This is a genomic window from Cytobacillus sp. Hz8 (assembly GCF_042263505.1).
Taxonomy (GTDB): domain Bacteria; phylum Bacillota; class Bacilli; order Bacillales; family Cytobacillaceae; genus Bacillus_BE.
Window position 1 is genome coordinate 1 of sequence record NZ_JBHKFI010000016.1, and the last position, 24,405, is coordinate 24,405.

A 24,405-nucleotide genomic window follows, 5' to 3' on the forward strand; every position below is an offset into this window, starting at 1 on the left:
TGTGGAAACGAAACTTTTCTCATGTGGAACAACTATACGATTATGGAAGTAACATACGTAAAATCATGTATACCACCAATGCCGTTGAAAGCATTCATTCAAGCTTTAGGAAAGTCACAAAAAAAGGTGCATTCCCCCATGAGAATGCCCTATTAAAAGTTTTATATTTGCGGACAAAAGAATTAGAAAACAAATGGAATGGTGGCCATATTCAACAATGGGCTATGGTGATGAATCAACTACTCCTTCATGACCATCTTAAAGATCGTGTGTTAAGGTACTTAGAATAACTTACACACTTTAATTGACAAGCCCGATTCGATTGTTAAAATTCCTTTAAAATAATTATACTTCTGCCACTTTATCAAACCAAGATTTAGCCCGTTTTTTCAAAACATCATTTAAACTAGTAATATTCTCTTTTCCCTCTTTCAATAACCACTCATCTCCTGCCTTTTCTCCTTTTTCAGCAAATGTTTGAACCCCATCCTTCCAAGTTGCACGCCCACAAAGGACCCCATTAAATCTCGCTCCAGCCTGATAGGCTAGCTCTAAAGTTTCTTGGAACAAATTAGCACTAACTCCGGCACTTAAATAAATATATGGTAAATCTGTAGCTTCACTTTGCTCCTTAAAATATTTCTTTGCTTGCTCTAATGTATACACAAATTCATTTTCTGCATATCCTTCCACATAATTCATATTGACAGGAACTTCTACTTTTAATACATCCACATTATATCTAGGCTTTGAAAACTCCTTCATCATTTCTATCACTTTATGAGGCTTTATTCTCGCATATTCCTTGCTCTTTGTATCTTCAATATTGGCATCATAAGATACAAGTTCTAGAAAAAATGGAATATCATCTGCTACACATTCCGAACCAATACGTTCAACAAAAGCATGCTTGATATCATTGATTTCTTGATCTTCGTCAACATCATAGTATAATAGGAATTTAACCGCATCTGCTCCAGCTTCTTTTAATCTTTTTACAGACCATTCATCTAGTAAATCAGGCAACCGTCCTGGTTTTGTTGCGTCATAACCAGTCTTTTCATAGGCTAAGAGTAAACCAGAGTGTTCGTCCCTTACTTTCGCAGCTTGTAATCCATATTCCGGATCTAATAGAATGGATGATGCATATTTTGTTAACTCTTTACTAACTAATTTCTTAAAATTAATGATTCCTTGATCACCGATATTTTGTGAGCTTGCACAATTTATCATTTTTTTTAAAGAACCGCGTTGATCAATAGCTAGTGCACCAATAATTCCATTCTCATCTGATAAACGCTTCATGGCTTCCATTTTATTTTTAGTTAACTTTAACATTTATTACACCCTCTCTTAATGAAGTTCATCTACTTTTAATACTTCTATTTGTGGATAAATAAGATCAAATTTCCTTTTATCTACAAAACCAGTTTGAGTTTCCATTGCATTTAACACCCCGGTTGTCATCGCCATTTTCATAATTTCTTCTCTAGACTTGTTTCCTTGTATAGCAACAGCTAATCCAGCAACTACCGAATCTCCAGAACCAACTGGATTCAAAACGGGAACGCTTGGAATCTTTACTTGGAAAAACTCATGACGATATTTAATAAATGCTCCTTTGGATCCTAGTGAAACAATTACCCATTCAATACCGTGGAATAAATTGCTTGATAAAATGGTTTTAAGCATCTCCAAATCATCCGCACCAGCATTCTGTTTGAACAATTGATTTAACTCATCGATGTTTGGTTTAATTAAATATGGACGTACTTCCTTAAATTGCAGAACCCTTTTTAGTAGTTCCCCAGAGATATCAAGTAGAACGGGGATCTTTTTTTCTTGAGCTAATTTAAGCATTTCAACATATATTGAAATGTCTAATCCTCTCGGTAAGCTCCCAGAAATCGTGATAATATTTTCTCCTTTTAGAAATTTTCTAAAGTGAAATAAGTAATCTTCCTTTTCTTTACTTGAAAAAGATGGACCCGCCTCCAATATTTCTGTCTGATTTCCCCCATGAAGAATCGCAATGCAATTTCTGGACTCTTGATTTGTTTTTAAAAAATCATGACGAATTCCATCCTGATCTAATTGGCTCTCTATATAGGACCCTAATGTCCCTCCTAAAATTCCAGTCGCTACAACAGGGCTGTCCAACAGGTGAATGACCCGCGCAACATTAAGGCCTTTACCACCTGCCGTCTTAATAACATTCGTTACACGATTAACATCATTCAATCGAAAATCTTCTAATTTATATGAAATATCTACAGAGGGGTTCATGGTTACAGTGACTATCATTGGACAACTCCCTTTTATATTCTATATATGATACCTACACTCACCATTTAAATAAGTAGCTTCTAATTCCATATTTTTGTTGAGCACGATAAAATCTGCAGCTCGACTTGGAGCAATATAACCACATACGTCATCAATATGACAACTCATCGCTGGAGCAAGGGTCGACATTTTAATCGCTTCTTCAGGTGTGGCTATCCCCCAATCTACTACGTTTTTCAATGCATCATTTAGCTTCAGGATACTTCCGGCTAAACTACCACTTTCAATGGTTGCCATCCCATTCTTAACGCTTACGGGAAATTCACCAAGTGTATAATTTCCTTCTGGCATGGCTCCTGCCCGCATACAATCCGTGATCATCACTACTTGATCTCTGCCACAAGCATCCATTAATATTTTTGCTGATATAGGATGCACATGATGTCCATCACAGATGAGTTCCGCAAATACATTGTTCAATCCCATAGCAGCTCCAACCATACCTGGTTCACGAGAATTTAATGGGCTCATCCCATTGTAGGTATGAACAAACACCGTGGCACCACTCTCTACCACCTGCTTTGCCTGATCATAATTGGCGTCACTATGACCAAGTGCAACCACTACACCTTGTTCGGTGACTTTTCTTGTAAATGCAGCAGCTCCTTCTCTTTCAGGAGCAATCGCTATTTTTTTGATCATTCCTCTTGATAGCTCCTGCCATTTTTGAAACTGTTGAACATCGGGATCCGAAAAATAGCTTGGATTTTGCGCTCCTTTATGCTTTTCAGTAAAAAATGGACCTTCCAAATAAATTCCCTGAATTTTTGCCCCTTGAACCTCTTGATAGTGGTTTGCGATGGTTTCTAGAACCTTATTTAATAAATCTGCTGATGCTGTTAAAGTTGTAGGTAAAAAAGAGGTGACCCCACAAGATAAAAGCCCTTCAGAAATTTCTTTGATCCCTTCAAAATCGTTATCCATCACATCCCGATTTAATAACCCGTGAATATGTGTATCTACTAAACCAGGAGCAATCCATTTATCCTTATAATCTTTGATTTGAAAATAGTCATTAGGTGGAGCCTCTTGGAATTGTCCGAATTTTCCTTCTGTAATTTCTAAATAACCTGGACCCATTACGGAATCCTTAAAGAAAAACTTATCTGCATAAACATAACTTTTCATATGAATACCTTCTTTCGAATCAATAAAAGAGAAAAGATCGGATTCTTTTCTCTTTTATTGACCAATCTATCTTAGAATAATTTAAGAACAACTCCTATAATTCCAATTAACACTGTAATACAAATTAAGGTTATTGGTGATCTTCCTTTTTTTAGAGCCCAGTAGCAGAAGAATGTATAGAGTAAAGGCAATAGTTGCGGCATAATTTTATCTAATACACCTTCTTGTAAATTTACCTTTATGCTACCTGCGTGAATGGTTAAACCAAATTTAAAGTTGACATAGGTTGCTACTAAGGCTCCTATAACCGTTAACCCAACTATGGATGCAGCACGTGAAATTTTCTTTGTACTTTCTTTTAATTTAACAATGGCCTTTGTTCCTGTATTGTATCCATAGTGCATCAAACCAAAAGTAAGCCCAAAGTGAACAATATTAAAGACAATGACGAATAATATTGGACCCAATATATTTCCGCCATTTGCTAATGAGGCTCCTATTCCTGCTGTAATTGGAAGTAAGGTTAGCCAAAATAAAGCGTCACCAATGCCGCCTAGTGGACCCATCATAGCCACTTTAATTCCACGGATGGTATCCCGACGTTCTTTATTCTCTTCCATAGCTATAATGACCCCTTGAATAAAGGTCACCAAGAATGGATGTGTATTAAAAAATTGCATGTGGTCAAGCAAAGATGACTTTAAATCATCTTTATTTTTATGGATTTTTTTGAGGCCAGGAATCAAGCTATATGTCCAACCTCCCCCCTGCATCCGTTCATAGTTGAATGAGGCTTGAAGTAGCAATGAGCGCCACGCCATCGTATTTAGATCTTTTTTAGTAATGACTTTTTCTACTGTAGAGTCGTTATAATCATCTTTTATCAATTCTTCTCTATTTATTTCTACCTTAGATGCCATTGCTATAGTCCTCCTCCATATCATCATTTTTAGAAGTCAACTTACGATTGTCAGGGTCATTAGACTTTCCACTAGCAATGAAAAAGTCGTAGGCAGCAATTGCAACACCTAAAATAGCGATTGCAAGTATTGGTAATTTTAAATAAGCAGCTAGAATAAAACCTATCGCAAAAAATGGAGCATATGAAACTTTCCACATTATCTTTAATAACATGGCAAAACCAACTGCTGGCATAATTCCACCAGCTACACTTAATCCGGAAATCAACCATTTAGGAAGTGCATTGACAACCGTTTCTGCTTGATCTGCTCCAAAGTAAATAGGTAAAAAGGAAATAATGAAATAGAAGATAAACAAGATAATCGGACCTAAGTAATTCAGACGGTCAATCCCTTTTGTATTGGCTTCTGCTGCAAAGCGATCCATTCTATGCATAACAGGTGAGTAAATAGTAAATAGCAATGTAATACATCCTTGAACCGCTACTGCAAATGGTACTGCAATACCAACTGCAATGCTTGCTTCCTGATGTGCAAGGATGGCAAAAGAAGTACCAATAATACCACCAATTACTACATTCGGAGGTTGGGCCCCTGCAAGCGGTACCATTCCTGCCCAAACTAACTCAAGAGTTGCACCAGCAAGTAGTCCAGTATGCCAATCTCCTAAAATTAAACCAACAATTAATCCAGTAAATATCGGCCTATGCACATGTGTTAACCCATTGTACAAGTCAATCCCTGCAATACCTGCCCATATTCCTATTAATAAGGCTTGGATAAACATGGTCATTCCTCCATTTCATATAGATTAAGCATTTTTCAATAAGTCCATCATGTCTCTGCCACGTTCACTCGGAATACCTCGAACCTCTAATTTAATCCCTAATTGATCTAATTCTTTAAACGTATCAATATCATTTTGATTAACTGAAACAGTAGAAGATAATTGCTTTTTTCCTTCTGAAAAATGTAAATTTCCAACGTTAATTTCTTTAATAGGCACCCCCCCTTTCACTAACTTCAATGCATCTTGAGGATCTTTAATAACCAGTAAAATTTTCTGATGCGGAGCAGCTTTACCGATAATACGAATGGTTTTCTCTATAGGAAAGAAACGGATTTGAACAGTATCCGGGAGAACCATTGACATAAGACTTTGCTGGACAGGATCGTTGGCCACTTCATCATTAGCAACAACAACAAGATTAGCTCCTAATGTATTGGTCCATGTTACGCCCACTTGCCCGTGCACTAAACGATTATCAATACGAGTTAACAAAATATTGGGTGTGCTCATAAAATCTCCTTCTTTCTTGATAAATAGCTATATTTTAATATTGAAACAGCTAAAAAAGATTTTAAGCTTTTAAAATAAGCACCTTATTGTTACATTATTCACATTATTATAAACACTCATGGATCGTTACGCCTTTGACTACCCGATTTACTGTACCGGTAGCAGATGGTGTGTCAGGGGTATTACCAATCTTTAATGAAGCTAAAACGGCAACAGCTTGTGCAAACATGATGTATGGAAATCCTAAATATATATCATCTAAGGCATTTCCGGTTTTGTATAGGAAACAGTCACCTGAATAATTTGTCTTCTGGTCAACACATATGCTTACTACTACATTGGCAATAGAGTCTCTTTTTATTTCTTCTAGAATGTCTAAATCGTACTTTCTGGTATATTCATCATTGGATGTAAAAACAAATACCGCCGTTTTTTCATTAATAAATGATTTTGGTCCATGACGAAAGCCTAGTGGAGAGTCATAAATGGTTGCGTAATGTCCAGCTGTTAATTCCAAAACCTTTAGTTGGGCTTCTTTTGCTAATTTTCCTAAAGCGCCTGACCCTAAATAAACTATTCTATTAAAATTCTTATTAATAATATTTGCAATCTTCGCTTCTTCTGTAATCACATGATTTCCCATTTCTATTATCTGCTCTACAGATTGTTTCTTTAACTCGTCACTTTGAGAATCAAAGATTAATAATGCACTTAGCATCATACAAGTAAAACTTCCTGTCATAGCAAAACCCAGATCGTTTGACTGAGCTGGCGTTAATAGCAAAAGGGAATTTTTAGCTTCTTTGGTTCCTTGAGCTAATTTACCGTCTGGGGCACAAGTGATATTTAATTGAAAAAAATGATCAACCAATTTTTCCCCAAGCTTTACAGCTGTAATACTTTCGGGACTATTTCCACTTCGAGCAAAGGAAACTAATAAAGTTGGAACTTCTTTTTTATAAGCTTCATATGGATTAGATACAATATCGGTTGTAGGTATACTTTCTATTACATATTGATCCTCGTCTACCTTATTTCTTAAGTAAGGTAACAATGTGTCCCCTACGTATGCTGATGTTCCAGCTCCAGTGAAGATAACTCGAACACGTCCATATTTATGGAGTTCTGTGAGAAAGTGATTGATTCTCTCTTTTTCTTGAAAGTAAATATCTAAGGTTTCCTTCCATAGCAAAGGTTGTTGCTTTATTTCACGAATTGTTATTTTAGCACCCAATTGTTCCAGTTCTTTTTCATCTAATTGAAACATACGATAACACCTCTTCATTTAAAGTGGATATGACGTTACTACCAGTTGTTTTAAAAAAATTAACTAATTCGCTTAAACATCTTAACACCTTCTTTACTGGAATTTACTATTTCCTCTACGAATTGATTAATCGGCAAGTCCCTTTTGAAACAACCATCCAAAAGGAGCGGTGCATTCACACCAGAAATTACGTTTATATTCTCCTTTTCCATGGATAATTTTGCCGATTCATTAAAAGGAGTTCCCCCTGCTATATCAGTTAATATGACCACATCGCCCACCATATGTAATTTTTGAATAGCATGATATAATTTCTCCGAAAGGGCTTCAGAAGACATTCCTTCTTCATAATCAATGACATCAAAATTTTCTTGCTCTCCTGCAATTAACTTGATTGATGAATATAGACCTGTTGCAAAATGACCGTGGCCACATAAAATGATTCCAATCATCTCATTGACTCCTCTCAACTACCTATTATGTCTAATTCTATATATAAATTGATCGCTTCTTGCAATACTCAACGTAAACTCAATGACTTGGTTAGTAAGTCCATATGTTGTACGTACCAATTTTAAACAAGGGGAATTTGCTGGGACCTGCAAAAGATGGGCCTCCTTAGTAGGAACAATACTCGCAGAAAACTCCTCGTCTGCTGCCTTAATTACTTGTGAATAATCCTCTTTAAAAATTACATATAAAGGCTTTTCATTTACTAATTCCTCTGTCAGGGTTGAAAATTTCCCATAAGGCAAATAGCTTGTTTCAACCATCATAGGAATATCGTCCGCAAGTCTTAAACGAATTATTTTGATAGAATTTTCTCCAACTGAAAGCCCTAAATGTTTTGCTAAATATTCATTAACTTTAATTACTTCAAAAGACAAAACCTTTGTTTTAGGAACTTTCCCGATTTTGATCATATGATCAGTAAAGCTATAGCTTTCCATTAGGTTTTGTTTGTTTTCTGCCAGCATTGCAACGAAGGTACCTTTTCCATGCCTTTTGTAAATGTAGCCCATTTTTTCAAGTTCAGCCATTGCTAATCGTACAGTTGTCCGACTAACATTATACTTTGTTGAAATTTCCCTTTCAGAAAGCATTTTATCATGAGGTTTCATATTCTCTTTAATTTGTTTTCCCAATACATCAACTAATTGATAATACAATGGGACTTTTCCTGCAGTATTTAGCACGGCTGTCGACTCCTTATTTCAAACTGGTTACTACCTCTTTACTGAATTATATAGGCACCTATCAATCTTTGTCAAGACTAAATAGAAAACCCTTTCACAACAAAAAGCTAACCGAAAATTGATAAAGACAACTTAGGATTAGCTTTTATTCTATATCTTTATTCATCTTTAAAATCTTAATCTAATGATAAGTTCAACAGTTTGTTTACATTTTTTATTATTATAGCCATTCAGATGAAGGTTTGGAATCTGTTTATTTTACCTAGGTAACAAGATTCTCACTTTCTAAGCCAGAGACGGCTCTTGCTCCCCCTTCAATATTTTTGCAAATTCATCTATTTTATCATCTGATAAAGCAAATTGACTTTCTCGAATATGAGCGACATTCCGAATCGTAAGCTTTTCTAAGAAATTCATTTTATTAAAATCAAATTCATAGCCAAAGATTTCCTTCGCAAGCGCATGATAATAGAGTGAATTAGGAAAGGCTCTTTTCATTTCATCCTCTAATACCTTCGGATCTGGATGGCCTGCACACAAGAACAATCCCAGTCTTTTTTCTAAAAGTTCAGAAATATGATCATGCATATACTTAACAAGTTCCTTTTGTACATTTCCAATGTAGATGGACCCTCCAATAATAACCGTATCATAACCCTCGAGTGAAGGGGCCTCTTCCTTTGTAATATCGATTGTCGGGATTTCCCAGCCTAATCTTTCTTTTAAGATTAATGAAACCTTTTCAACCGCGCCGTGCTTCGTTGCATAAATGATTATCGCCTTCATCATTTATTCTCCTTCCTTAAATAAAGATTCGTCTAAAAAATCTACGGGCTCTGGATTTTCATCAATATTGATAATAAGAAGAAACATGAAGAAAATAACGATGAGCGTCATGCCCGAAAAAGCTAATGATTCTATAAGGCTTACCTCTAGACCCGACATTTTCATACTAATCGCCATGAACGTAACGGCAGTCGATAAAGTGAACAGTTTCACAATTATTATTGAAGAAAGTAAGTAACCTATAGGCTTTTTCTTGATGGCAAAAATACCGGCCAGAATAGCTATCGGCACTACAAAGCCCAAATCTAATGCTTGAATGACCATTGTAGTTGAAATTTCCAAGCCTTCTGGAAATGTTCCATGTATGAGAGCAGGTCCAATTCTACCAAGCCACATGAAAAGTACCATGATTCCCATGAAAATGAGAAATCCACCAATCCACCTAACCGGTAATTTCTTTGAAAAATGATTTTCTAAATTTGCTATATCAAATGACATCATTGCTAAAATAAATGCGAAGAAGCTAATGGACATTAGGAAGACATAAATTAAGAAAAAGTGGTTGAAATTTAAGAGAAATGTGTAGGAAATATAAGTATATAAGAAATAACCTAAAGTGCCTGCGAGAATGAATTGCCCTCTTAAAGAGCCTCGCCGAAATAAAAGTAGAGAAAATAAGAGCAATGGTATTCCTAGAAAAAGAGTCACCATATCTTGTGCAATGGCTTGAACAGCATTCGAGACCGTATCCGCTTCATAGATTCCCTTCCCATAAATGAGTACATCACCCCCTCGAAAGGAAGGTACGGAATGCTTTCCTGGACCTTGTCTCGTTAATAGTCCAAAAAGCGATGTTAGGATAGATAAGATGATGATGCCAATTGATAACAAAGTAATCGATCGCCTATACCTCATCATGGACCGCCTCTTTTGTTGGATATATAACGATTTCACCTTCATTTTACCAAGCAAAAACACTCTAAAGATAAACTGAACAAATAATTCACAAAATAGATAAATATTAGAATTTTACTCACACCATAAAAAAATCACTTAGAATATCTAAGCGATTTTTTTCACTCTTTTATGAAATCTTCTCAATAAAAACAACCTTAAGGTAGTTTCCTTCTTTATATTCTTTTATTGTTTTAAAATCCCTCGGAAGCTGATATTCTTCATGAATTTTATACTGATCCCCTGTCGCTTTAAAAGCCTTTGCAATAAAATCCTTAAATCGTTTCATATTAAAAGTGCTGCAGTTAGAGGAGGCAACAATAATTCCATGTTTCTCCGTTATTTGAATGGCTTGTTCGAGTAAATCAGGATAATCTTTTCCTGCGCTAAAGGTATGCTTTTTAGAACGTGCAAAGCTTGGTGGATCCAATATCACCATATCAAACTTCAGCCCTTTTCTTACAGCATATTTAAAGTACTGAAAAACATCTTCCACAATAATATCTTGTTCCTCATCATTGATTCCGTTCATTTGAAAATGCTCAATAGTCTTTGCTTTACTGCGATTCGCGAGGTCTACACTAGTCGTCTTCTTTGCTCCACCTAATGCTGCCGCCACCGAAAAAGCAGCTGTATAAGAAAAGGTATTTAAAACCGTTTTTCCTTTTGCATATTTATCACGAATCAATTTTCGAACTTCTCTTTGGTCAAGAAAAATCCCGACCATCGCTCCATCATTTAGATAAATCGCATAGTTCATCCCATTTTCTTTTACAATGAGAGGACATGGAGATTTCTCACCTAATACAAAATCATCATCATCCATGTACGTCCCCTTGTTAGCAAATCTTTTCTTTTCATAAAGCCCTTTCAACTCAACAACCTTTGTAAGCGCCTGAATGATTTCCTTTTTCCAACGATGGATTCCTTCGCTGTACCAATTAATCAAATAATAGCCATCAAAATAATCAATCGTTATTCCGCCAATTCCGTCCCCTTCCCCATTAAACACGCGAAACGCCGTTGTGCTTAAATCTTGAAAAAAGGATTTTCGATATTCAAGAGCCTGTTTAAGCTTTCTTTCAAAAAAGCTTTGATCAATTTTTTCATGTTTGTCTTTAGTTAAAATCCAGCCGATTCCTTTATTCTGAATACCATAATAGCCTTTTGCTACAAATTGACCCTTCTCATCAAGCAGCTCCAAAATAGCCCCTTGCTCTTTTAAGACATGTTTTTCCTTCAATGCTGCTTCTGTTATTAGTGGTTGCCCCTCTTTAAAATCCTTTACAGAGGAGGAGTTAATCTTTAGCTTTATTGGTTTTATCATTTTTTCACCCAATCGTTTTTACAATTGATTGATCTTATTGTAAATTTATTTGCATTTCTCTATACTAACACAAAAATAAAGAGCCAGTTCCTATTTTAATGTTCATCCTTATTTATAATCAATTTCTTCAAATATTTAATTTTGTGTAATAATTGTACACGAATTATTCTCAGTATTTTGTAAACTTTTATATAAGTGAGATATAATCTAAATATAATTGGAGATTTATCTCATTCATATCTTAGTAATTTTTAATACAACCCCTTAAACATAGATTTAAAATACTTATATTAATCAGACAAAGGAAGTTATCAGTGTGAAAGAAAAATACCCATACATACTATTAGTTCTAGCCAATATCATCTGGGGAGGAAATTTCGTTGTAGGTAGTATTGCGAAGGATTATTTTCCTCCATTTACCTTTTCTCTGATTAGATGGCTGATCGCCTTTGTTCTTTTGACTCCCTTTCTGTATAAGAGTTTAATTAGGGACCATAACATTCTTTTAAAGCATAAGTGGGCACTACTTTTATTATCCATAACTGGGGTTTCAGGTTATAATACGTTGCTTTACCTTTCCCTGCATTGGACTACTTCAATTAATGCAGCCGTCATTAACCCGATTACACCGATTTTTATCGCTATCTTATCAGTTGTCATTCTTTCAGAAAGAGTTGAAGGCGCACAAATGATTGGAATTCTTTTTTCGATTATTGGGGTGCTCTTTATTATGACGAAGGGTTCTTTTGGAAACCTTGCATCTTTTTCCTTTAATAAAGGGGATCTTCTTGTTTTACTTGCGGTTTTTGTATGGGCCCTTTATTCTATCTGTCTAAAAAAATATGCGGGGACTCTACCGTTATATTCTACATTCTACGTAACGACCTTTGTAGGTTCTATTTTGCTTATACCATTTAGCCTGTTTGAGCTAAAGTTTACATCTCAACCGCTTATTTGGAACATTAGCTCTATTAGTATTTTGTTTTACGTCGGTTTTTTTGCCGCTATTGTGGCTTTTTTATCATGGAATATTGGCGTGACAAAGGTTGGAGCTGCAAGAGCTGGCAATTATTTAAATCTTCTCCCGGTATTTGCAGCAATTCTAGCTCCCATCCTAACAAATGAGTCCATTATGTGGTATCAAATTGTGGGAGGCATCATTGTCATAGCTGGTGTCGTCATTTCATCTAAAATTAAGAAGAGCCCTCTCTCCATGGTAAATAAATCAACCACTCCACAATAAACTGGCTATCTGACAATACATGAAGAACCGCTCTTTAAATCAGCGGTTCTTCACAAATGCAAAGCTATTCTTCAAATTTCTCAATCACATCCCCCTCAATATGCCTCTTCTCCATTTGCTTCCTTAACTTCCGATCGCTTTTCGTTTCAAAAATAATATCCATATCATAGTCTTCTGGATAGAGGTCCTCCGACTTAATGAAGAGCTCAAGTCGCTTATGATTGAACAGCATTTTCTTTCCTTTCACAAGCACCTCCACTTCCCCCATATCATTTGCCGGCTTAGACACTATTCCAAATTTATTTATCGATGGAATTTTAACATTATCACCAAGTTTGTAAGGGATGATGACTTCATGCTTTTCTTCCCTTTTTTGATGTTTTTGCTTATCTAAATATTTTCCATCCATTGCTAGCTGACGTTCTAATCCTCTTTTAGAAAATAATGGAGAAGGTTGATATTCCTTCTTTTCTTTATAAGTGATTTCATGAGCTCTCTCGATTAATTTTGGATGCATTCCAAGCTTTAAGGCAATTGTAAAGGCTTGGCTTTCTCCACCTTTGCCGATGATTAACCTATACGTTGGTTGCAGGGATTCTGGGTCAAACTCCATCGCACCGTTTTCAAACCCTTCTTTTTCACTCGCAAAAGCTTTAATTTCACTATAATGTGTTGTAGCAAGTAAGGTTGCGCCTTTTGCGAACAGTTCCTCTAAAATGGATGTGGCGAGCCCCATCCCCTCAGCCGGGTCAGTACCCGAGCCTAGTTCATCTAAGAGCACCAGTGTCTTTGTATTTGTCTCACCAAGAATATCAATAATGTTTTTAATTCGCGAAGAAAATGTACTCAAGGATTGCTCAATACTTTGCCCATCCCCAATGTCAACTAATATTTGCTTGAAAATCGCTACCTCACTTCCGGGACCTGCCGGAATGTGTAACCCAGACTGAGCCATTACCGTTAATAACCCAACCGTTTTTAGGGTCACCGTTTTCCCTCCAGTATTGGGACCTGTTATGACGAGGGCATCATACCCCTCTCCAATACGAAAATTTAATGGGATAGCATTATCTTTAAGAAGCGGATGTCTTGCAGCATTTAGTATAATGGTAGGATGTTCATTTATTTGCGGAGCCGTCCCTTCTATTGCCTCACTATATTTAGCTTTGGCAAAGATCACATCATAATGCACCATAGTCTCAACAGCCAATCTTATTTCATGTTCATGCTGTTCCACTAAGCCCGTTAGAATCATTAAAACTTTCTGTTCTTCAGCTTCCTCTTGCATTTTAAGCCATTCCACTTCATCTTGAATATTGCCAATCTCAACAGGTTCCACATACACTGTCGAACCAGATGAGGAAGTATCAAGAACAGATCCTTTGATATTTTTCCGATATTCCTTTTTAACAGGGATAACATAGCGGCCATTTCTGACACTGACAATATGTTCTTGAAAAAAGGATCGATATTTGGATGATTTTAGAATAGATTCAATTCGGGCTTTCATCCGTTCTTCAAGAATCGTGATTTGCTTTCTTACCTTTAATAACTCTTTACTTGCATAATCATCTACCTGCCCATTGCGTATACAGCGAATGATTTCCTTTTCAATTAACTGTAAATCAATCATTGAATAAACATATGTTGTAATCACAGGTGCAGCATATTCCTTATCTTTCATAAATTTTTTCATCCGATTAATACAGATAATCAATTCATATAGCTCCATCAGCTGTTGCGGCCTCAAGGTGTTTCCTGAGTGTAATTGTTGAACAATTTGATTGATTCCCTTGAGATTTGGGATTGGAACACTAGAGCTGATTTGTAAGATCCTTTTTGCTTCCGTTACTTCCTGAAGCCATGCTTCCATTTGTTTTTTATTGAAAGATGGCTTTAGATTCAGGACCTCTTCTTTACCCAATTCTGATATCGCATAGGAAGCAATTTCTTCTTTTATCTCCGGAAACTGTAATGCCTCCATTGATTTTGCATTCATTGATTTTTCCTCCTTTATGGTTTCACCAAAATTACCATACGTACAAGGAAATGTCGGAATCCATCTGCGTCAAATACATTTGGGAGCACTCTCTTTTTCAAGCTATTTTATTCAAACCTGAAACCTGAAAAATTCAAATAAAAAAATCGCAAAGGAACACATTAAGGTTCTTTTGCGATTATCGTCAAATTTTATCATGAAGAACGAACAACAAAGGAATTGATTGATGTTCTGAATATCCACTTCATTCTATTATTAGGAGAAGGCGCAAAATAGTGTTCTTAACATTCCGTTATCCAAGAAAGGCATCAATAAATAAGCATAAAGCTATGCGATTTTTCAGACACGTACGTATGAAATTACGTATTAATTAAGAACGGCTTCCCTCATAAAACATTCTCCTTTATAGAAGTTAATTTATTATTAGCATATTTTTTTATAAATGTAAATAGTCGGATAACTATGATAACTGCGGTTGTAATTCTTGATCTTCTATTTTAACTAATTTATTTCTTTTCTCTTCGATATACCATAAGGGGATTTCTCGAAAATCGCCCTCTTCCCGTTCTGAATTTAAAATTTTAAATTCGATGGACTTTTCTTTCACTTCAATAACCTTTACTTTAATGTTCTCAAATGTGAAAATTTCACCAACTTTAAATTCCAACTTAGATGCTCCTTTCATTTTGGTACCAATCATTTTATTATTTAAACATGTACTCTATTAAAGCAATTCAGCGTTCAAATCATAACACGTTGCTCATTTTTTTCGAGTGACAAATGTCACTCTCTGACATTCTGCGCATCCCATCCTAGCTAATTTTCACAAAAATGTAAAGTGCCAGGTATTAGCCAAAAACTGGTTAACACCTGGCACTCATCATTTCATATGAATGAGAATAATCGTTTTTAGTTTTTCAGACTTTGCTCTTCTTGGATCTAGATATGAATATATTTGTATACGATCCTTTAACGAACTGCCGAAAAAAGAAAAAATCTGAGCATTCCCCCATCTGCTCAGATTTCTTCCTTTTTTATCTATATAAGTTTCCCCAATTATTATGCTTCCACTAATGATTCTTGAAGCATCGTCCCATTTTTAGCAAAATTAATATGCCATGAGAAAGCTTTTTCAAGAACATGTGGAGTTTGACCGCCACGAGTTAAAGCTTCTTGATAATATTCACGTAGTTGCTCACGATACATTGGATGAGCGCAATTTTCGATAATTAATTCAACACGCTCTCTTGGCGCAAGTCCACGCAAATCTGCATAGCCTTGTTCGGTAACAATAACATCCACATCATGTTCAGTATGATCAACATGAGAAACAAATGGTACGATACTTGAAATCTTTCCGCCTTTTGCTATTGATTTTGTTACAAAGATCCCTAAGCGAGCATTTCTTGCAAAATCTCCTGATCCACCAATTCCATTCATCATTTTCGTTCCTAATACATGTGTTGAATTAACATTTCCATAAATATCTAATTCTAACGCTGTATTAATGGAAATAAGTCCGAGGCGTCGAATTAATTCTGGATGGTTGGATATTTCCTGTGGTCTAAGAACAATCATATCGCGATATTGATCAAAATGATTATAAACCTCTTTCATTTTCTCTTCAGAAAGAGTAATGGAGCAACCAGATGCAAATTTAACCTTTCCTGCATCGATTAAGTCAAAAACAGCATCCTGTAAAACCTCAGAATATACCTCTAAGTCCTCAAATTCTGATTCAAGCATTCCATGAAGAACGGCATTCGCAACAGAACCTATTCCGGATTGAAGTGGTGCTAATTTTTCCGTTAATCTTCCTGCCTTAATTTCTTTTCGTAAAAAATCCATTAAATGCTCGGCCATTGTTACAGTTTCCTCATCAGGTGCAACAATCGTAGAAGGTGAATCCTCTTGATTCGTAAAGACAATTCCTTTTACTTTATCAGAATCAAGAGGAATTCCAATGGTTCCAATTCGATCTGATGCCTTTGTTAATGGGATTGGACCTCTTTCCCCTTGTTTTTCAGGTAAATAAAGATCATGTAATCCCTCTAAATCAGTCATTTGTGCTAAATTGATTTCGATGATAATTGCTTTTGCATTGTCAGCAAATGATAAGGAATTTCCTACTGAAGTGGAAGGAATCATCAACCCATCTTCCGTAATTGACACCGCTTCCAAGATGGCATAATCAACTTGATTAATTACGTTCGATCTCAATAATTCAGCTGTGTGAGATAAATGCTGATCTACAAACATGAACTCACCTTGATTAATTCCTTTTCTCATAGTTGGATCGGCTTGGAAAGGTAATCGCTTTCCTAAAATACCAGCCTCAGTAAATAGCTTATCAACATCTGATCCTAAAGAAGCACCTGTAAATACATTTACTTTAAATGATTCAGATTCAGCACGTTTTACTAAAGCAAATGGTACTGCCTTAGCATCCCCTGCACGTGTAAATCCACTTAACCCTAAAGTCATTCCATCTTCAATCCAAGATGCTGCTTCCTCTGCTGTTACAACTCGATCCCAAAGGCGTTTGTCTTTAATACGTTCAAAATTTCTCTCCATCATCCCATTCCCCACTCTTAACAGTTTATAAACTATTTTACCTGTTTAATAGGGCTCATAGGATTTTTTGGAGTAAATTACAGAATTTTCGGATAGAAAAGAGATTTCTTTCTCTAAAACAGAATATTTATACTTTCCCTGTTATAGTACAGAAATGTGAGATCATCCGCTATCCATTCTCCAACAAGAAAATTCTATTGCTTTAAAAGCCAAGCAATTTACGAAAATAACTAGAATAGGACTGACTCACTGGAATTTTGTCCCCATTATCCATGGATAACAAAAAAGTTGAGTGAGTATCAGGATAAATTTCTTTTATATGATTTACATTTACGATAAAAGAGCGATGGCACCGAATAAAATAATCCTTGGGTAATCTAAATTCAAAATCCTGTAAGGTATTTTTATGGGAACCCGAATAACTCACCGTATGGACAAAGGTCTTCTTATCCTTTGCTTCTAAATAAACAACCTGTGAAAATGGGATAGGTATCCACCCATCTTGTGTTTTGACGGTAACGACCGATTTTCCCTCCGTTAAAGCAGGATATACCGCTGTGACACATCCTTCCAGCCTGCCTTCATGAAGAAAGGGAACAGCCATCCCATGATAAGGAATTCCAAACACATCCCGATTAATAAATTCAGAAATCTTCTTTTTAGATACTAAAGCCTTATGCGTAATTGTTCCTTCCTTGACAAGATCCCCTGGTTTGATTTTTAAATCAATTCGCCTGCTAGGACGATAATAAATGTATTCCTTTGTATTGGAGACCGCGATAGATATTTCATCAGAAAATAACTCCCCAATAACATCTAAAAGGGAAACGACCGTAATACTCTCCATCCCTTATCCCCTTCCTTGCTGTAGGAATTTAAAATATCTATTTATTAGTGTACCTCGGAAATGGGGATAGTTCTATAAATGGCAGAGGAATATTTCAAATTTCCTTTTCTTTTTTCTATTTCTTAAACTATTTGCACAAGATAAGAGCCATCCTCATAAAATTCGAAGATGGCTCTATTCCTACTATCTTTGGTCGGATATGGTTGCATTATTATTCACTTCTTGAAGAGCTTCAATATTATCATAAGGAGGTCCTGTCGTTGTTCCTGCTAATAAGACGATATCAAATTCATTAGGAGGAGTTCCCCACGAATTTCCATTAAAGGTGGTTAAAGCTCGGTCAACTAAAAATCCACCTTTTGTATTGTAGACTATATTATTATTGATAGCCCCCGTTACGTTAGGATTAATATACATTCCTGTCCGTAATGAAAAGAAGGTATTGTTCTCTACCGTGATATTGGAATTACTCACTTGTGGCACCACTGCTCGGTTAACAATCCAATTTTCCATCGGCAAGGCCTGAGGTGGTCCAAATATTGTATTATTCCTTAAGGTTGTATTAGCTCCGCCAACTTGGATAAATTCTCTTGGATAAGGAACGTCGCTTGTTAGTGTTAGCCCATCAATGGTCGTATTTGGTTGTGTAACTAATAATGGAATGATATTCGCTTGCAATAACAGTGTGGATCCCGGTTCCCCTATTAAAGAAATTCCTTCCTTATTTACATTGATTTGTGTCGTAATTGGATAGGTTCCACTTAAAATATGAATTGTACCAAACGGATTAACCGCTGCAAGACCTGAGGTTATCGTGCCAAATGGATGTGCCACGCTGCCGTCACCATCCACAGAACCCGACTGCACAAAAATATTATCTGGGTCAACAAGCTCAGCAATTGCCTCATCAAGTGCTAACTGAACACTTGCAACAGTTGGATATCCTTCCGCAGGCCGCTCAGTTAATAATGAGGTTGCCACAGTATCCTTTTGTTCTTCAGTCAAAGCATTATAAGTTGTTAAATTCAATCCTAGTTCGGGATTCTCAATGGCTGCCCGCATTTCAGCAGTAGTATCAGCATCATTCACTGCTTCAAGTGCAGTGTTCATTCCAGATAAAACATAATCCGTTTCTTGTTTGGTGATTACAATAGTATCATTTGTATTTAATAAATTATCAAGTTCACTACTACTTTCCGTAATAAATTGCACCTTGCTATATAAATCCCCTTCAGAAGTGGTAAATAACGATAGACCGTTTAAGAATATATTGACATCATCCCCATAGGTCACATTTAAAGTTTGCCCTGGATTTAGAGCAAATGACACTGTCCCATCTTGATTAAACGGATCAATCCCTTGTCGAACAAACAGAGTAATCTGTAAGGTAGCAATCGTACTATTGATAAATATTTTCTCTGCCAATTCTTGCTCCTCCTTTCAAATCAATGAAAACGCATAAATAAGACTTATCCGAAGACAAGACTTTTGAAGGAGAACGAATCTCCATCTACTTTCATCATATGAAAATAAGGACAAGCATGATATAAGTAAAACACCTTTTTTAATAAAATAGGCACAAACTATATGGACATGAAAAAACCAGCGCCCTCAAAATAAATCTAACGCTGGCTATCGATTATTTTTCGACTGTTTTTCCCTTTGTAATCAATTTGACATTGCTGAATTTTACTGTATCTAAGTACTTAGGGTCTGATATAATGGTTAATTTATCAGGATAATCAACATGAACATCTCCAAATACTCCACCAATAATGGTCATCGGTTGATTATTTGTGGTAATCTCCAAACCATTTTTAGCATAGAAAAGACCTTTAAAGTTATTACAATCAGCGCTTAACTTGTTTCCTACAATACTTATTTTTCCTTCAGAAAATAAGCGGAAATCATATTGGTCATTTTTGGGTTTGATACAAGAGTTTTTTATATCCGCATTTCCCTTTACATATAAATTAGAAATATAATCTTCAGGTTTTAGCAGAGATTCATTTTCAGAACTATCTCCAAAAACAACATCAGCATCAGCAAAAGACAAATTATCCATGACCGCCATATTTCCTCGAAGCAGTAATTTACTATATTTATCTACTTTATTAGCCGGTTGATTACCGCCTTGTATTCCACCAATTGTTAAAGATTTATTCACATATAAACCTTCCACAAACGTAAATCGTCTCCATATATCCTTATCATCAGCTGTTGTCCCTTCATTGCCATTTCGATCCTGTTGAATAAGGCCATTCCCCATGATTCCGAATTTCTTGAAATCAATGTCGCGATATCCATTAAAGCGGATGCCTAATAATTCAAAAGCGGTAAACCCCCCATCAATTATGACATTTGTATCTAAGGCTCTTCCATAATTGATTAAATTAACAGATACTAGTGCTCCTTTATCCTGTTCAAATTCAAATAGATCTAATCCTACTGCATCGCTATCACGGGTCGCGATGACACGATTTTTTTCCAATGTATCAAATCTCTCCCCGTCTCCTATACTGATTCCCAAAATTGGACCAAGTAAGTTCACTCCTATAACCTGATCGACAGGCACTCGATAAAATTCCGTATCACTTCCCCTAATATCAATTAGTTTCAAATTTAAAAGTGATAAATCAACACCGACGAGCTGTAAATCAGTAAAATCAATTGCTCTTCCATTATTAGTAAAATCACTAAGGGCGAGAATTGGTTTATCAATATCCACTTCCACATTCAATTTATAATAACCAACTAATGTTTTTATACTGGAGTCTACCTTAGCTTTACTTGTTACCTTTACAAGTAGGTCCTTTGTTAATTCTGCCTTGATCTCCGCTTGTTCGGGTTTACCTGTCTCTTTTACATCTCCCACTGTAACCCAATCTTTATAATTATTTAAAAAGCTTTTAATATTAATAGAGTCTGGAGCATTCTTTTTGATATAGTCCTTAAATGCCGCTTCAAAATAGACTAAACCGCTTTTAGCCAAATATCTCGCTTGAACCCCAGATTCTGTTGCATTTGTTCTTTTATTTTCCCCAACAACATTCCCCATTAAGGAAATCCCTAGTACAGATAATACGAGAATGACTAATAATACTAATACTAACGTCGACCCTCGTTCATGCTCCTTCACCTTATTCACCTCCACTTATTCAATGCTCTCAAAGGAAATTTCATTATTTAACTCAAAATTTTTTATCTTATCAGATTGTGGATCCTCAATCACCATCTTAATTTTGACTGTATGTCCTTCAACTGATAACTTGGATTCATCCTCAGGATTGCCGCAAGAAAACTGGTAAGGAGATGATTGAATGGCTGAGCCATTAATCACTGCATTATGATGATCAAATCCCAAAATGGTTGTTGTTGGTTTAAGTTCATCCCCATCAAGATTGGTTACTTTAATAAGGGAGGTACAATCGCTTTGTGTGATTTCTTCTACTTTCGATGCAACATAAATGTAATTTTCAAATTGTGTCATGACATAATTGGCTTCATCATGTAAAAGAATTTCACTATTGACTCTCTTATAGCTGTTCATGCCACTTACACATACACTGATGATGAGGGTTGCGATTATCCCGAAAATGGCAAGAGCTGCAAGCATTTCAACAAGAGTTATTCCGTACGAATTCTTCCACCCATCTGATTTATTCATATTTCTACAAATCCTTTCACTTTACTCTTTATATTGCCGTTAGCATCACATACTTGGACTTCAACGGAAAGGATTCCTACATCTAACTTCTTATCTACTATTATCTTGATATGAAAAGTTTTATTATTACTAGATATGGTATATCTTTTCGCACATTGGTTAACGGTATCTTCATCTCCAATGCTGCAAACGGTTTCAAAATTATACACCTTTGGATAATCAACATCCGCATCTATATCGACACTTGTAACCTCTGGATAAGCATTCTTTTTGATTTGCTCAAATACAGATTGCGCAATATCCAATGCTACTAATTTCTCTTGATTACTCGTCGTTGTTTTTTGCGAAAAAATAAAAAACTGAAAAAACGCAGTCAGCAAAAGACCAAGAATGGTGATCGATGCTAATATTTCGATTAATGTGAAGCCACGATTATTCTTCATATAAATCAACCTTATCCTCTTTAGTCTTTTAAGGCCTTTTGGCATGCTTTTTCCATACTTTAGAAGGGTAATTCCTCCTACTACCTTTATGATAGCGGATAATAGAGAGACAATAGCAGTAAATTATCAAAATTAATTATATTGTCAAATTATCAAAATAAACATAATATCCATATTTTATCCATATTATGGGAGACGCTGATTCAAAAGGAACCCTTTCCTCTGTTAAAAAATAAAGGGACCGTTTATTTCAATCAACTACGTGGATTTATGAATAGTTCACTTTAGCTTAGAAATCTCCATGGTGCATAAAGAATTTACACTAGATGAGGCAGAACAAAAACGAGCAAAGGCTATCAAATCAGCCATTTGCTCGTTTTTGTTTTTAATCGATGAGGGTAATTTTGTCCCCCACATTTATCTCACCAGTTTTAATAACAGATGCATAGACACCAAAGTGGTTATTACGTTTTTGATATACGGTCTTTAATAATGATAAATCGGTTATACCATTTTCTGGGTCAATATTAATAATTGTACAGCGCTCACAATGCCTTTTCATTTCTATTTCCACATCTCCAAGCAGCACTCTCTTTCCAAACCATTCCTCCTCTATAAAAGGAGATTTATCATATAAAGAAATAAGAATATTAGGGCGAAACCGTAAATTATCTACCTGTTCTCCCCAAAGCTCTTCAAGTTTTTCAAGAGAAGCATCCGTCGTTAATAGGAGATGCTCTTCTTCAATTGCTCCCAACGGAACATAATTTGGTGTGTATTGAATCGGCGTTAATTGCTTGTTCGTGAACGACTCTAGTTCATCTAACAATCGTCCATCTCCCCAATAATAAATATTTCCTGAAGGAGAGCATATTTTTAATTCTGGAAACCTCTCCATCGTTTCTTCTCCGACAAACATTGCACGATATCGAGTCATGGCAGGCATTTGTGTCAAAGTAAGAAATTTACCAGGCCTTGTTTCATCTAAAAAAGCATGACTACGATCCCCATAAAGCCCATAGGATTGAACCGATGTTCTGTTCACCTTCTCACCATAAAAAGATTTCACAGGATAACGAATGATCTCTTTGATTTCTCCAATTATCATATGTCTACGACCTTTCTCAAGAGGATAGTAAAGATTTCTTGATTCCCCCGAAAAAATCCTTCTATTCTTGTGATATTTGTAACAATCTAGTTTGTCTATCCACTTAATTGAAAATCCGTCAAACTATAAGAACGTTGGGATTCAATTCTTAATGAAACTCTTTATTGAATAGCGTGTACTTTGCTCTAGCTCATTTGAGCCTTATACTTCTTTGAGGTTCTTACCTCTACCGTTAATACCCCGTTTTTGGTATATCCCTTCAACAGCAATGGTACACCAATTGTATTTTGAAAGCGAAAATCCACCCCACCATATGATACTGTCGCATCTCTTCCCTTTGGTACATATCCGACACTAACGGAATGATGGTGCTTTTCAATATATTTCACACTCAACTTATCAATCGCATTATAAAGGGTTGATGATGTTTGACAGATTCCTCCTCCGATTCCCATAACCAGCTTCCCATTAACTGCCTCTTCAGCCGGCTGGTATCCATGAGCAGTGTCACTTGGCCCAAGTGTTGTATTAAAGGAAAATAGATCATCCACCCCAAGGATGACATTATTAATTGCTTTAGCTGAGAGTTCAATATTCCTGGTCCTCCCTGCTACACCAGCATTATAGTATGTGGTGTAGGATGCTACAACAACTTCTCCCAATGTCTGAACCTCTGCCGACTGATACTCGCTTTCCGTTACATATAATGGAAGATTTACTGTTCCACCCTTTGCTGATGCTTTCATCACGCGTTCTGCTAGCTCTGTTTCTTCTAAAATTCTTCTTGGCCTTCCTTTTATTATTTGGCCATTGGTACCAATTCTATCAGGAATCATCCTTTGGTCATAACCAGGTCTTTTTTCGGTTCCACGAGCTAAATTCCTTGCCCATTTCTCTATCTTATTTTTATAGTTTACTTGATCCGTTTTATATCCCAATTTTTTCGGATCAATCGTTTTAATAACCTCTTTATTCGTTGGATCAACCACTTTAACAAAGATATCTTCCTTTAACATTTGCTCTTCTGTTTTATGTTCTTGCGACTTTTTCTCCTCTTTCACCTGTTTTTGTAAATCAGCTACCTGCTTTTCCAAGTCCTTTTCTCGAGTCGTTTTTTCTGAACATCCGCTTAAAACTAGTAAACTCGCAAGTACAATACTGCCAATAATCCCCATTAATTTTCCCATTGTTCCCCCAACTTTTCATTATGATTTCTCTTCCCGCAAAGAAGATTCCTCACAATTTTATTCAGGCTCGCTTTTCCATATGCTTTTTTCTGTAAAAAACTGTAAGATCAGAT

Annotated in this window: 24 protein-coding genes; 2 read left to right on the top strand and 22 right to left on the bottom strand. The window is 36.0% G+C overall.

Features of this window, described 5'->3' with window-relative positions; all coding sequences use genetic code 11:
- Window positions 1-290: transposase (locus ACE38V_RS17005; protein WP_375843080.1), on the top strand; the 290-nt coding region annotated here is incomplete at its 5' end.
- A gap of 55 nt (window positions 291-345) precedes the next feature.
- Here ACE38V_RS17005 and lacD read toward each other — a convergent pair.
- From lacD to ACE38V_RS17065, 12 genes are all read right to left on the bottom strand, one after another.
- Window positions 346-1,338, bottom strand: a complete 993-nt coding sequence (lacD, locus tag ACE38V_RS17010; RefSeq protein ID WP_375843082.1) for a tagatose-bisphosphate aldolase — start codon at window positions 1,336-1,338, stop codon at window positions 346-348.
- A gap of 15 nt (window positions 1,339-1,353) precedes the next feature.
- The gene (locus tag ACE38V_RS17015) at window positions 1,354-2,304 is read right to left on the bottom strand and encodes a hexose kinase (protein WP_375843083.1); all 951 of its coding nucleotides are present in this window, start codon (window positions 2,302-2,304) and stop codon (window positions 1,354-1,356) included.
- A 21-nt stretch (window positions 2,305-2,325) separates the two neighbouring features.
- The gene (nagA, locus tag ACE38V_RS17020) at window positions 2,326-3,474 is read right to left on the bottom strand and encodes an N-acetylglucosamine-6-phosphate deacetylase (RefSeq protein ID WP_375843084.1); all 1,149 of its coding nucleotides are present in this window, start codon (window positions 3,472-3,474) and stop codon (window positions 2,326-2,328) included.
- 71 nt (window positions 3,475-3,545) lie between these two features.
- Window positions 3,546-4,394 carry a PTS system mannose/fructose/sorbose family transporter subunit IID gene (locus ACE38V_RS17025; protein ID WP_375843086.1) on the bottom strand — a complete coding sequence of 283 codons (849 nt, stop codon included), beginning with the start codon at window positions 4,392-4,394 and terminating at the stop codon, window positions 3,546-3,548.
- Window positions 4,384-5,181, bottom strand: a complete 798-nt coding sequence (agaW, locus tag ACE38V_RS17030) for a PTS N-acetylgalactosamine transporter subunit IIC (RefSeq protein WP_375843087.1) — start codon at window positions 5,179-5,181, stop codon at window positions 4,384-4,386. The genes ACE38V_RS17025 and agaW overlap by 11 nt, the downstream gene beginning before the upstream one ends.
- A 24-nt stretch (window positions 5,182-5,205) precedes the next feature.
- Window positions 5,206-5,694 carry a PTS N-acetylgalactosamine transporter subunit IIB gene (gene agaV, locus ACE38V_RS17035; protein ID WP_375843089.1) on the bottom strand — a complete coding sequence of 163 codons (489 nt, stop codon included), beginning with the start codon at window positions 5,692-5,694 and terminating at the stop codon, window positions 5,206-5,208.
- Between the two features lie 106 nt (window positions 5,695-5,800).
- Complete coding sequence (locus ACE38V_RS17040) at window positions 5,801-6,961, bottom strand: SIS domain-containing protein (protein WP_375843091.1); 1,161 nt, start codon at window positions 6,959-6,961, stop codon at window positions 5,801-5,803.
- 59 nt (window positions 6,962-7,020) lie between these two features.
- A complete protein-coding gene (gene agaF, locus ACE38V_RS17045; RefSeq protein ID WP_375843093.1) occupies window positions 7,021-7,413 on the bottom strand; it encodes a PTS galactosamine/N-acetylgalactosamine transporter subunit IIA in 393 nt (130 codons plus the stop codon).
- Window positions 7,414-7,431: 18 nt separating this feature from the next.
- A complete protein-coding gene (locus ACE38V_RS17050; protein WP_375843094.1) occupies window positions 7,432-8,157 on the bottom strand; it encodes a GntR family transcriptional regulator in 726 nt (241 codons plus the stop codon).
- A gap of 285 nt (window positions 8,158-8,442) precedes the next feature.
- Window positions 8,443-8,943, bottom strand: a complete 501-nt coding sequence (locus ACE38V_RS17055) for a flavodoxin domain-containing protein (RefSeq protein ID WP_375843096.1) — start codon at window positions 8,941-8,943, stop codon at window positions 8,443-8,445.
- 3 nt (window positions 8,944-8,946) lie between these two features.
- Window positions 8,947-9,861 carry a hypothetical protein gene (locus ACE38V_RS17060; protein WP_375843098.1) on the bottom strand — a complete coding sequence of 305 codons (915 nt, stop codon included), beginning with the start codon at window positions 9,859-9,861 and terminating at the stop codon, window positions 8,947-8,949.
- Window positions 9,862-10,027: 166 nt separating this feature from the next.
- A complete protein-coding gene (locus tag ACE38V_RS17065) occupies window positions 10,028-11,224 on the bottom strand; it encodes a class I SAM-dependent rRNA methyltransferase (RefSeq protein ID WP_375843099.1) in 1,197 nt (398 codons plus the stop codon).
- 316 nt (window positions 11,225-11,540) lie between these two features.
- On the opposite strand from ACE38V_RS17065, the gene ACE38V_RS17070 reads away from it, so the two are divergent.
- A complete protein-coding gene (locus tag ACE38V_RS17070; protein ID WP_375843101.1) occupies window positions 11,541-12,467 on the top strand; it encodes a DMT family transporter in 927 nt (308 codons plus the stop codon).
- 64 nt (window positions 12,468-12,531) lie between these two features.
- On the opposite strand, the gene ACE38V_RS17075 is transcribed toward ACE38V_RS17070, so the two are convergent.
- From ACE38V_RS17075 to ACE38V_RS17120, 10 genes are all read right to left on the bottom strand, one after another.
- Window positions 12,532-14,466, bottom strand: coding sequence for an endonuclease MutS2 (locus tag ACE38V_RS17075; protein WP_375843103.1), 1,935 nt, complete (start codon window positions 14,464-14,466; stop codon window positions 12,532-12,534).
- Window positions 14,467-14,926: 460 nt separating this feature from the next.
- A complete protein-coding gene (locus tag ACE38V_RS17080) occupies window positions 14,927-15,133 on the bottom strand; it encodes a hypothetical protein (protein ID WP_375843104.1) in 207 nt (68 codons plus the stop codon).
- Between the two features lie 392 nt (window positions 15,134-15,525).
- Window positions 15,526-17,040: a succinyl-CoA:acetate CoA-transferase ScpC gene (gene scpC / locus ACE38V_RS17085; RefSeq protein WP_375843105.1), complete on the bottom strand. Its 1,515-nt coding sequence runs from the start codon at window positions 17,038-17,040 to the stop codon at window positions 15,526-15,528.
- Between the two features lie 202 nt (window positions 17,041-17,242).
- Window positions 17,243-17,887, bottom strand: a complete 645-nt coding sequence (locus tag ACE38V_RS17090) for a LytTR family DNA-binding domain-containing protein (RefSeq protein WP_375843106.1) — start codon at window positions 17,885-17,887, stop codon at window positions 17,243-17,245.
- 183 nt (window positions 17,888-18,070) lie between these two features.
- Window positions 18,071-19,312, bottom strand: coding sequence for a right-handed parallel beta-helix repeat-containing protein (locus tag ACE38V_RS17095; RefSeq protein ID WP_375843107.1), 1,242 nt, complete (start codon window positions 19,310-19,312; stop codon window positions 18,071-18,073).
- Window positions 19,313-19,526: 214 nt separating this feature from the next.
- Complete coding sequence (locus ACE38V_RS17100; protein ID WP_375843108.1) at window positions 19,527-21,026, bottom strand: hypothetical protein; 1,500 nt, start codon at window positions 21,024-21,026, stop codon at window positions 19,527-19,529.
- A gap of 15 nt (window positions 21,027-21,041) precedes the next feature.
- Complete coding sequence (locus ACE38V_RS17105) at window positions 21,042-21,554, bottom strand: PilW family protein (RefSeq protein ID WP_375843109.1); 513 nt, start codon at window positions 21,552-21,554, stop codon at window positions 21,042-21,044.
- Window positions 21,551-21,997, bottom strand: a complete 447-nt coding sequence (locus ACE38V_RS17110; protein WP_375843110.1) for a type IV pilus modification PilV family protein — start codon at window positions 21,995-21,997, stop codon at window positions 21,551-21,553. The genes ACE38V_RS17105 and ACE38V_RS17110 overlap by 4 nt, the downstream gene beginning before the upstream one ends.
- Before the next feature lie 385 nt (window positions 21,998-22,382).
- The gene (locus ACE38V_RS17115; RefSeq protein WP_375843112.1) at window positions 22,383-23,105 is read right to left on the bottom strand and encodes an MOSC domain-containing protein; all 723 of its coding nucleotides are present in this window, start codon (window positions 23,103-23,105) and stop codon (window positions 22,383-22,385) included.
- Between the two features lie 185 nt (window positions 23,106-23,290).
- The gene (locus tag ACE38V_RS17120; RefSeq protein WP_375843114.1) at window positions 23,291-24,292 is read right to left on the bottom strand and encodes a flagellar protein FlaG; all 1,002 of its coding nucleotides are present in this window, start codon (window positions 24,290-24,292) and stop codon (window positions 23,291-23,293) included.
- Between the last annotated feature and the right edge of the window lie 113 nt (window positions 24,293-24,405).

What these genes read in the sequence shown, in the direction of transcription:
- ACE38V_RS17110 (WP_375843110.1), bottom strand. Translation starts at nt 21,997, where the DNA reads ATGAAGAATAATCGTGGCTTCACATTAATCGAAATATTAGCATCGATC.
- agaW (WP_375843087.1), bottom strand. Translation starts at nt 5,181, where the DNA reads ATGTTTATCCAAGCCTTATTAATAGGAATATGGGCAGGTATTGCAGGG.
- ACE38V_RS17120 (WP_375843114.1), bottom strand. Translation starts at nt 24,292, where the DNA reads ATGGGAAAATTAATGGGGATTATTGGCAGTATTGTACTTGCGAGTTTA.
- ACE38V_RS17040 (WP_375843091.1), bottom strand. Translation starts at nt 6,961, where the DNA reads ATGTTTCAATTAGATGAAAAAGAACTGGAACAATTGGGTGCTAAAATA.
- ACE38V_RS17055 (WP_375843096.1), bottom strand. Translation starts at nt 8,943, where the DNA reads ATGAAGGCGATAATCATTTATGCAACGAAGCACGGCGCGGTTGAAAAG.
- lacD (WP_375843082.1), bottom strand. Translation starts at nt 1,338, where the DNA reads ATGTTAAAGTTAACTAAAAATAAAATGGAAGCCATGAAGCGTTTATCA.
- ACE38V_RS17090 (WP_375843106.1), bottom strand. Translation starts at nt 17,887, where the DNA reads ATGGAGAGTATTACGGTCGTTTCCCTTTTAGATGTTATTGGGGAGTTA.
- ACE38V_RS17025 (WP_375843086.1), bottom strand. Translation starts at nt 4,394, where the DNA reads ATGGCATCTAAGGTAGAAATAAATAGAGAAGAATTGATAAAAGATGAT.
- ACE38V_RS17060 (WP_375843098.1), bottom strand. Translation starts at nt 9,861, where the DNA reads ATGATGAGGTATAGGCGATCGATTACTTTGTTATCAATTGGCATCATC.
- ACE38V_RS17065 (WP_375843099.1), bottom strand. Translation starts at nt 11,224, where the DNA reads ATGATAAAACCAATAAAGCTAAAGATTAACTCCTCCTCTGTAAAGGAT.
- agaF (WP_375843093.1), bottom strand. Translation starts at nt 7,413, where the DNA reads ATGATTGGAATCATTTTATGTGGCCACGGTCATTTTGCAACAGGTCTA.
- agaV (WP_375843089.1), bottom strand. Translation starts at nt 5,694, where the DNA reads ATGAGCACACCCAATATTTTGTTAACTCGTATTGATAATCGTTTAGTG.
- nagA (WP_375843084.1), bottom strand. Translation starts at nt 3,474, where the DNA reads ATGAAAAGTTATGTTTATGCAGATAAGTTTTTCTTTAAGGATTCCGTA.
- ACE38V_RS17115 (WP_375843112.1), bottom strand. Translation starts at nt 23,105, where the DNA reads ATGATAATTGGAGAAATCAAAGAGATCATTCGTTATCCTGTGAAATCT.
- ACE38V_RS17075 (WP_375843103.1), bottom strand. Translation starts at nt 14,466, where the DNA reads ATGAATGCAAAATCAATGGAGGCATTACAGTTTCCGGAGATAAAAGAA.
- ACE38V_RS17015 (WP_375843083.1), bottom strand. Translation starts at nt 2,304, where the DNA reads ATGATAGTCACTGTAACCATGAACCCCTCTGTAGATATTTCATATAAA.
- scpC (WP_375843105.1), bottom strand. Translation starts at nt 17,040, where the DNA reads ATGGAGAGAAATTTTGAACGTATTAAAGACAAACGCCTTTGGGATCGA.
- ACE38V_RS17105 (WP_375843109.1), bottom strand. Translation starts at nt 21,554, where the DNA reads ATGAATAAATCAGATGGGTGGAAGAATTCGTACGGAATAACTCTTGTT.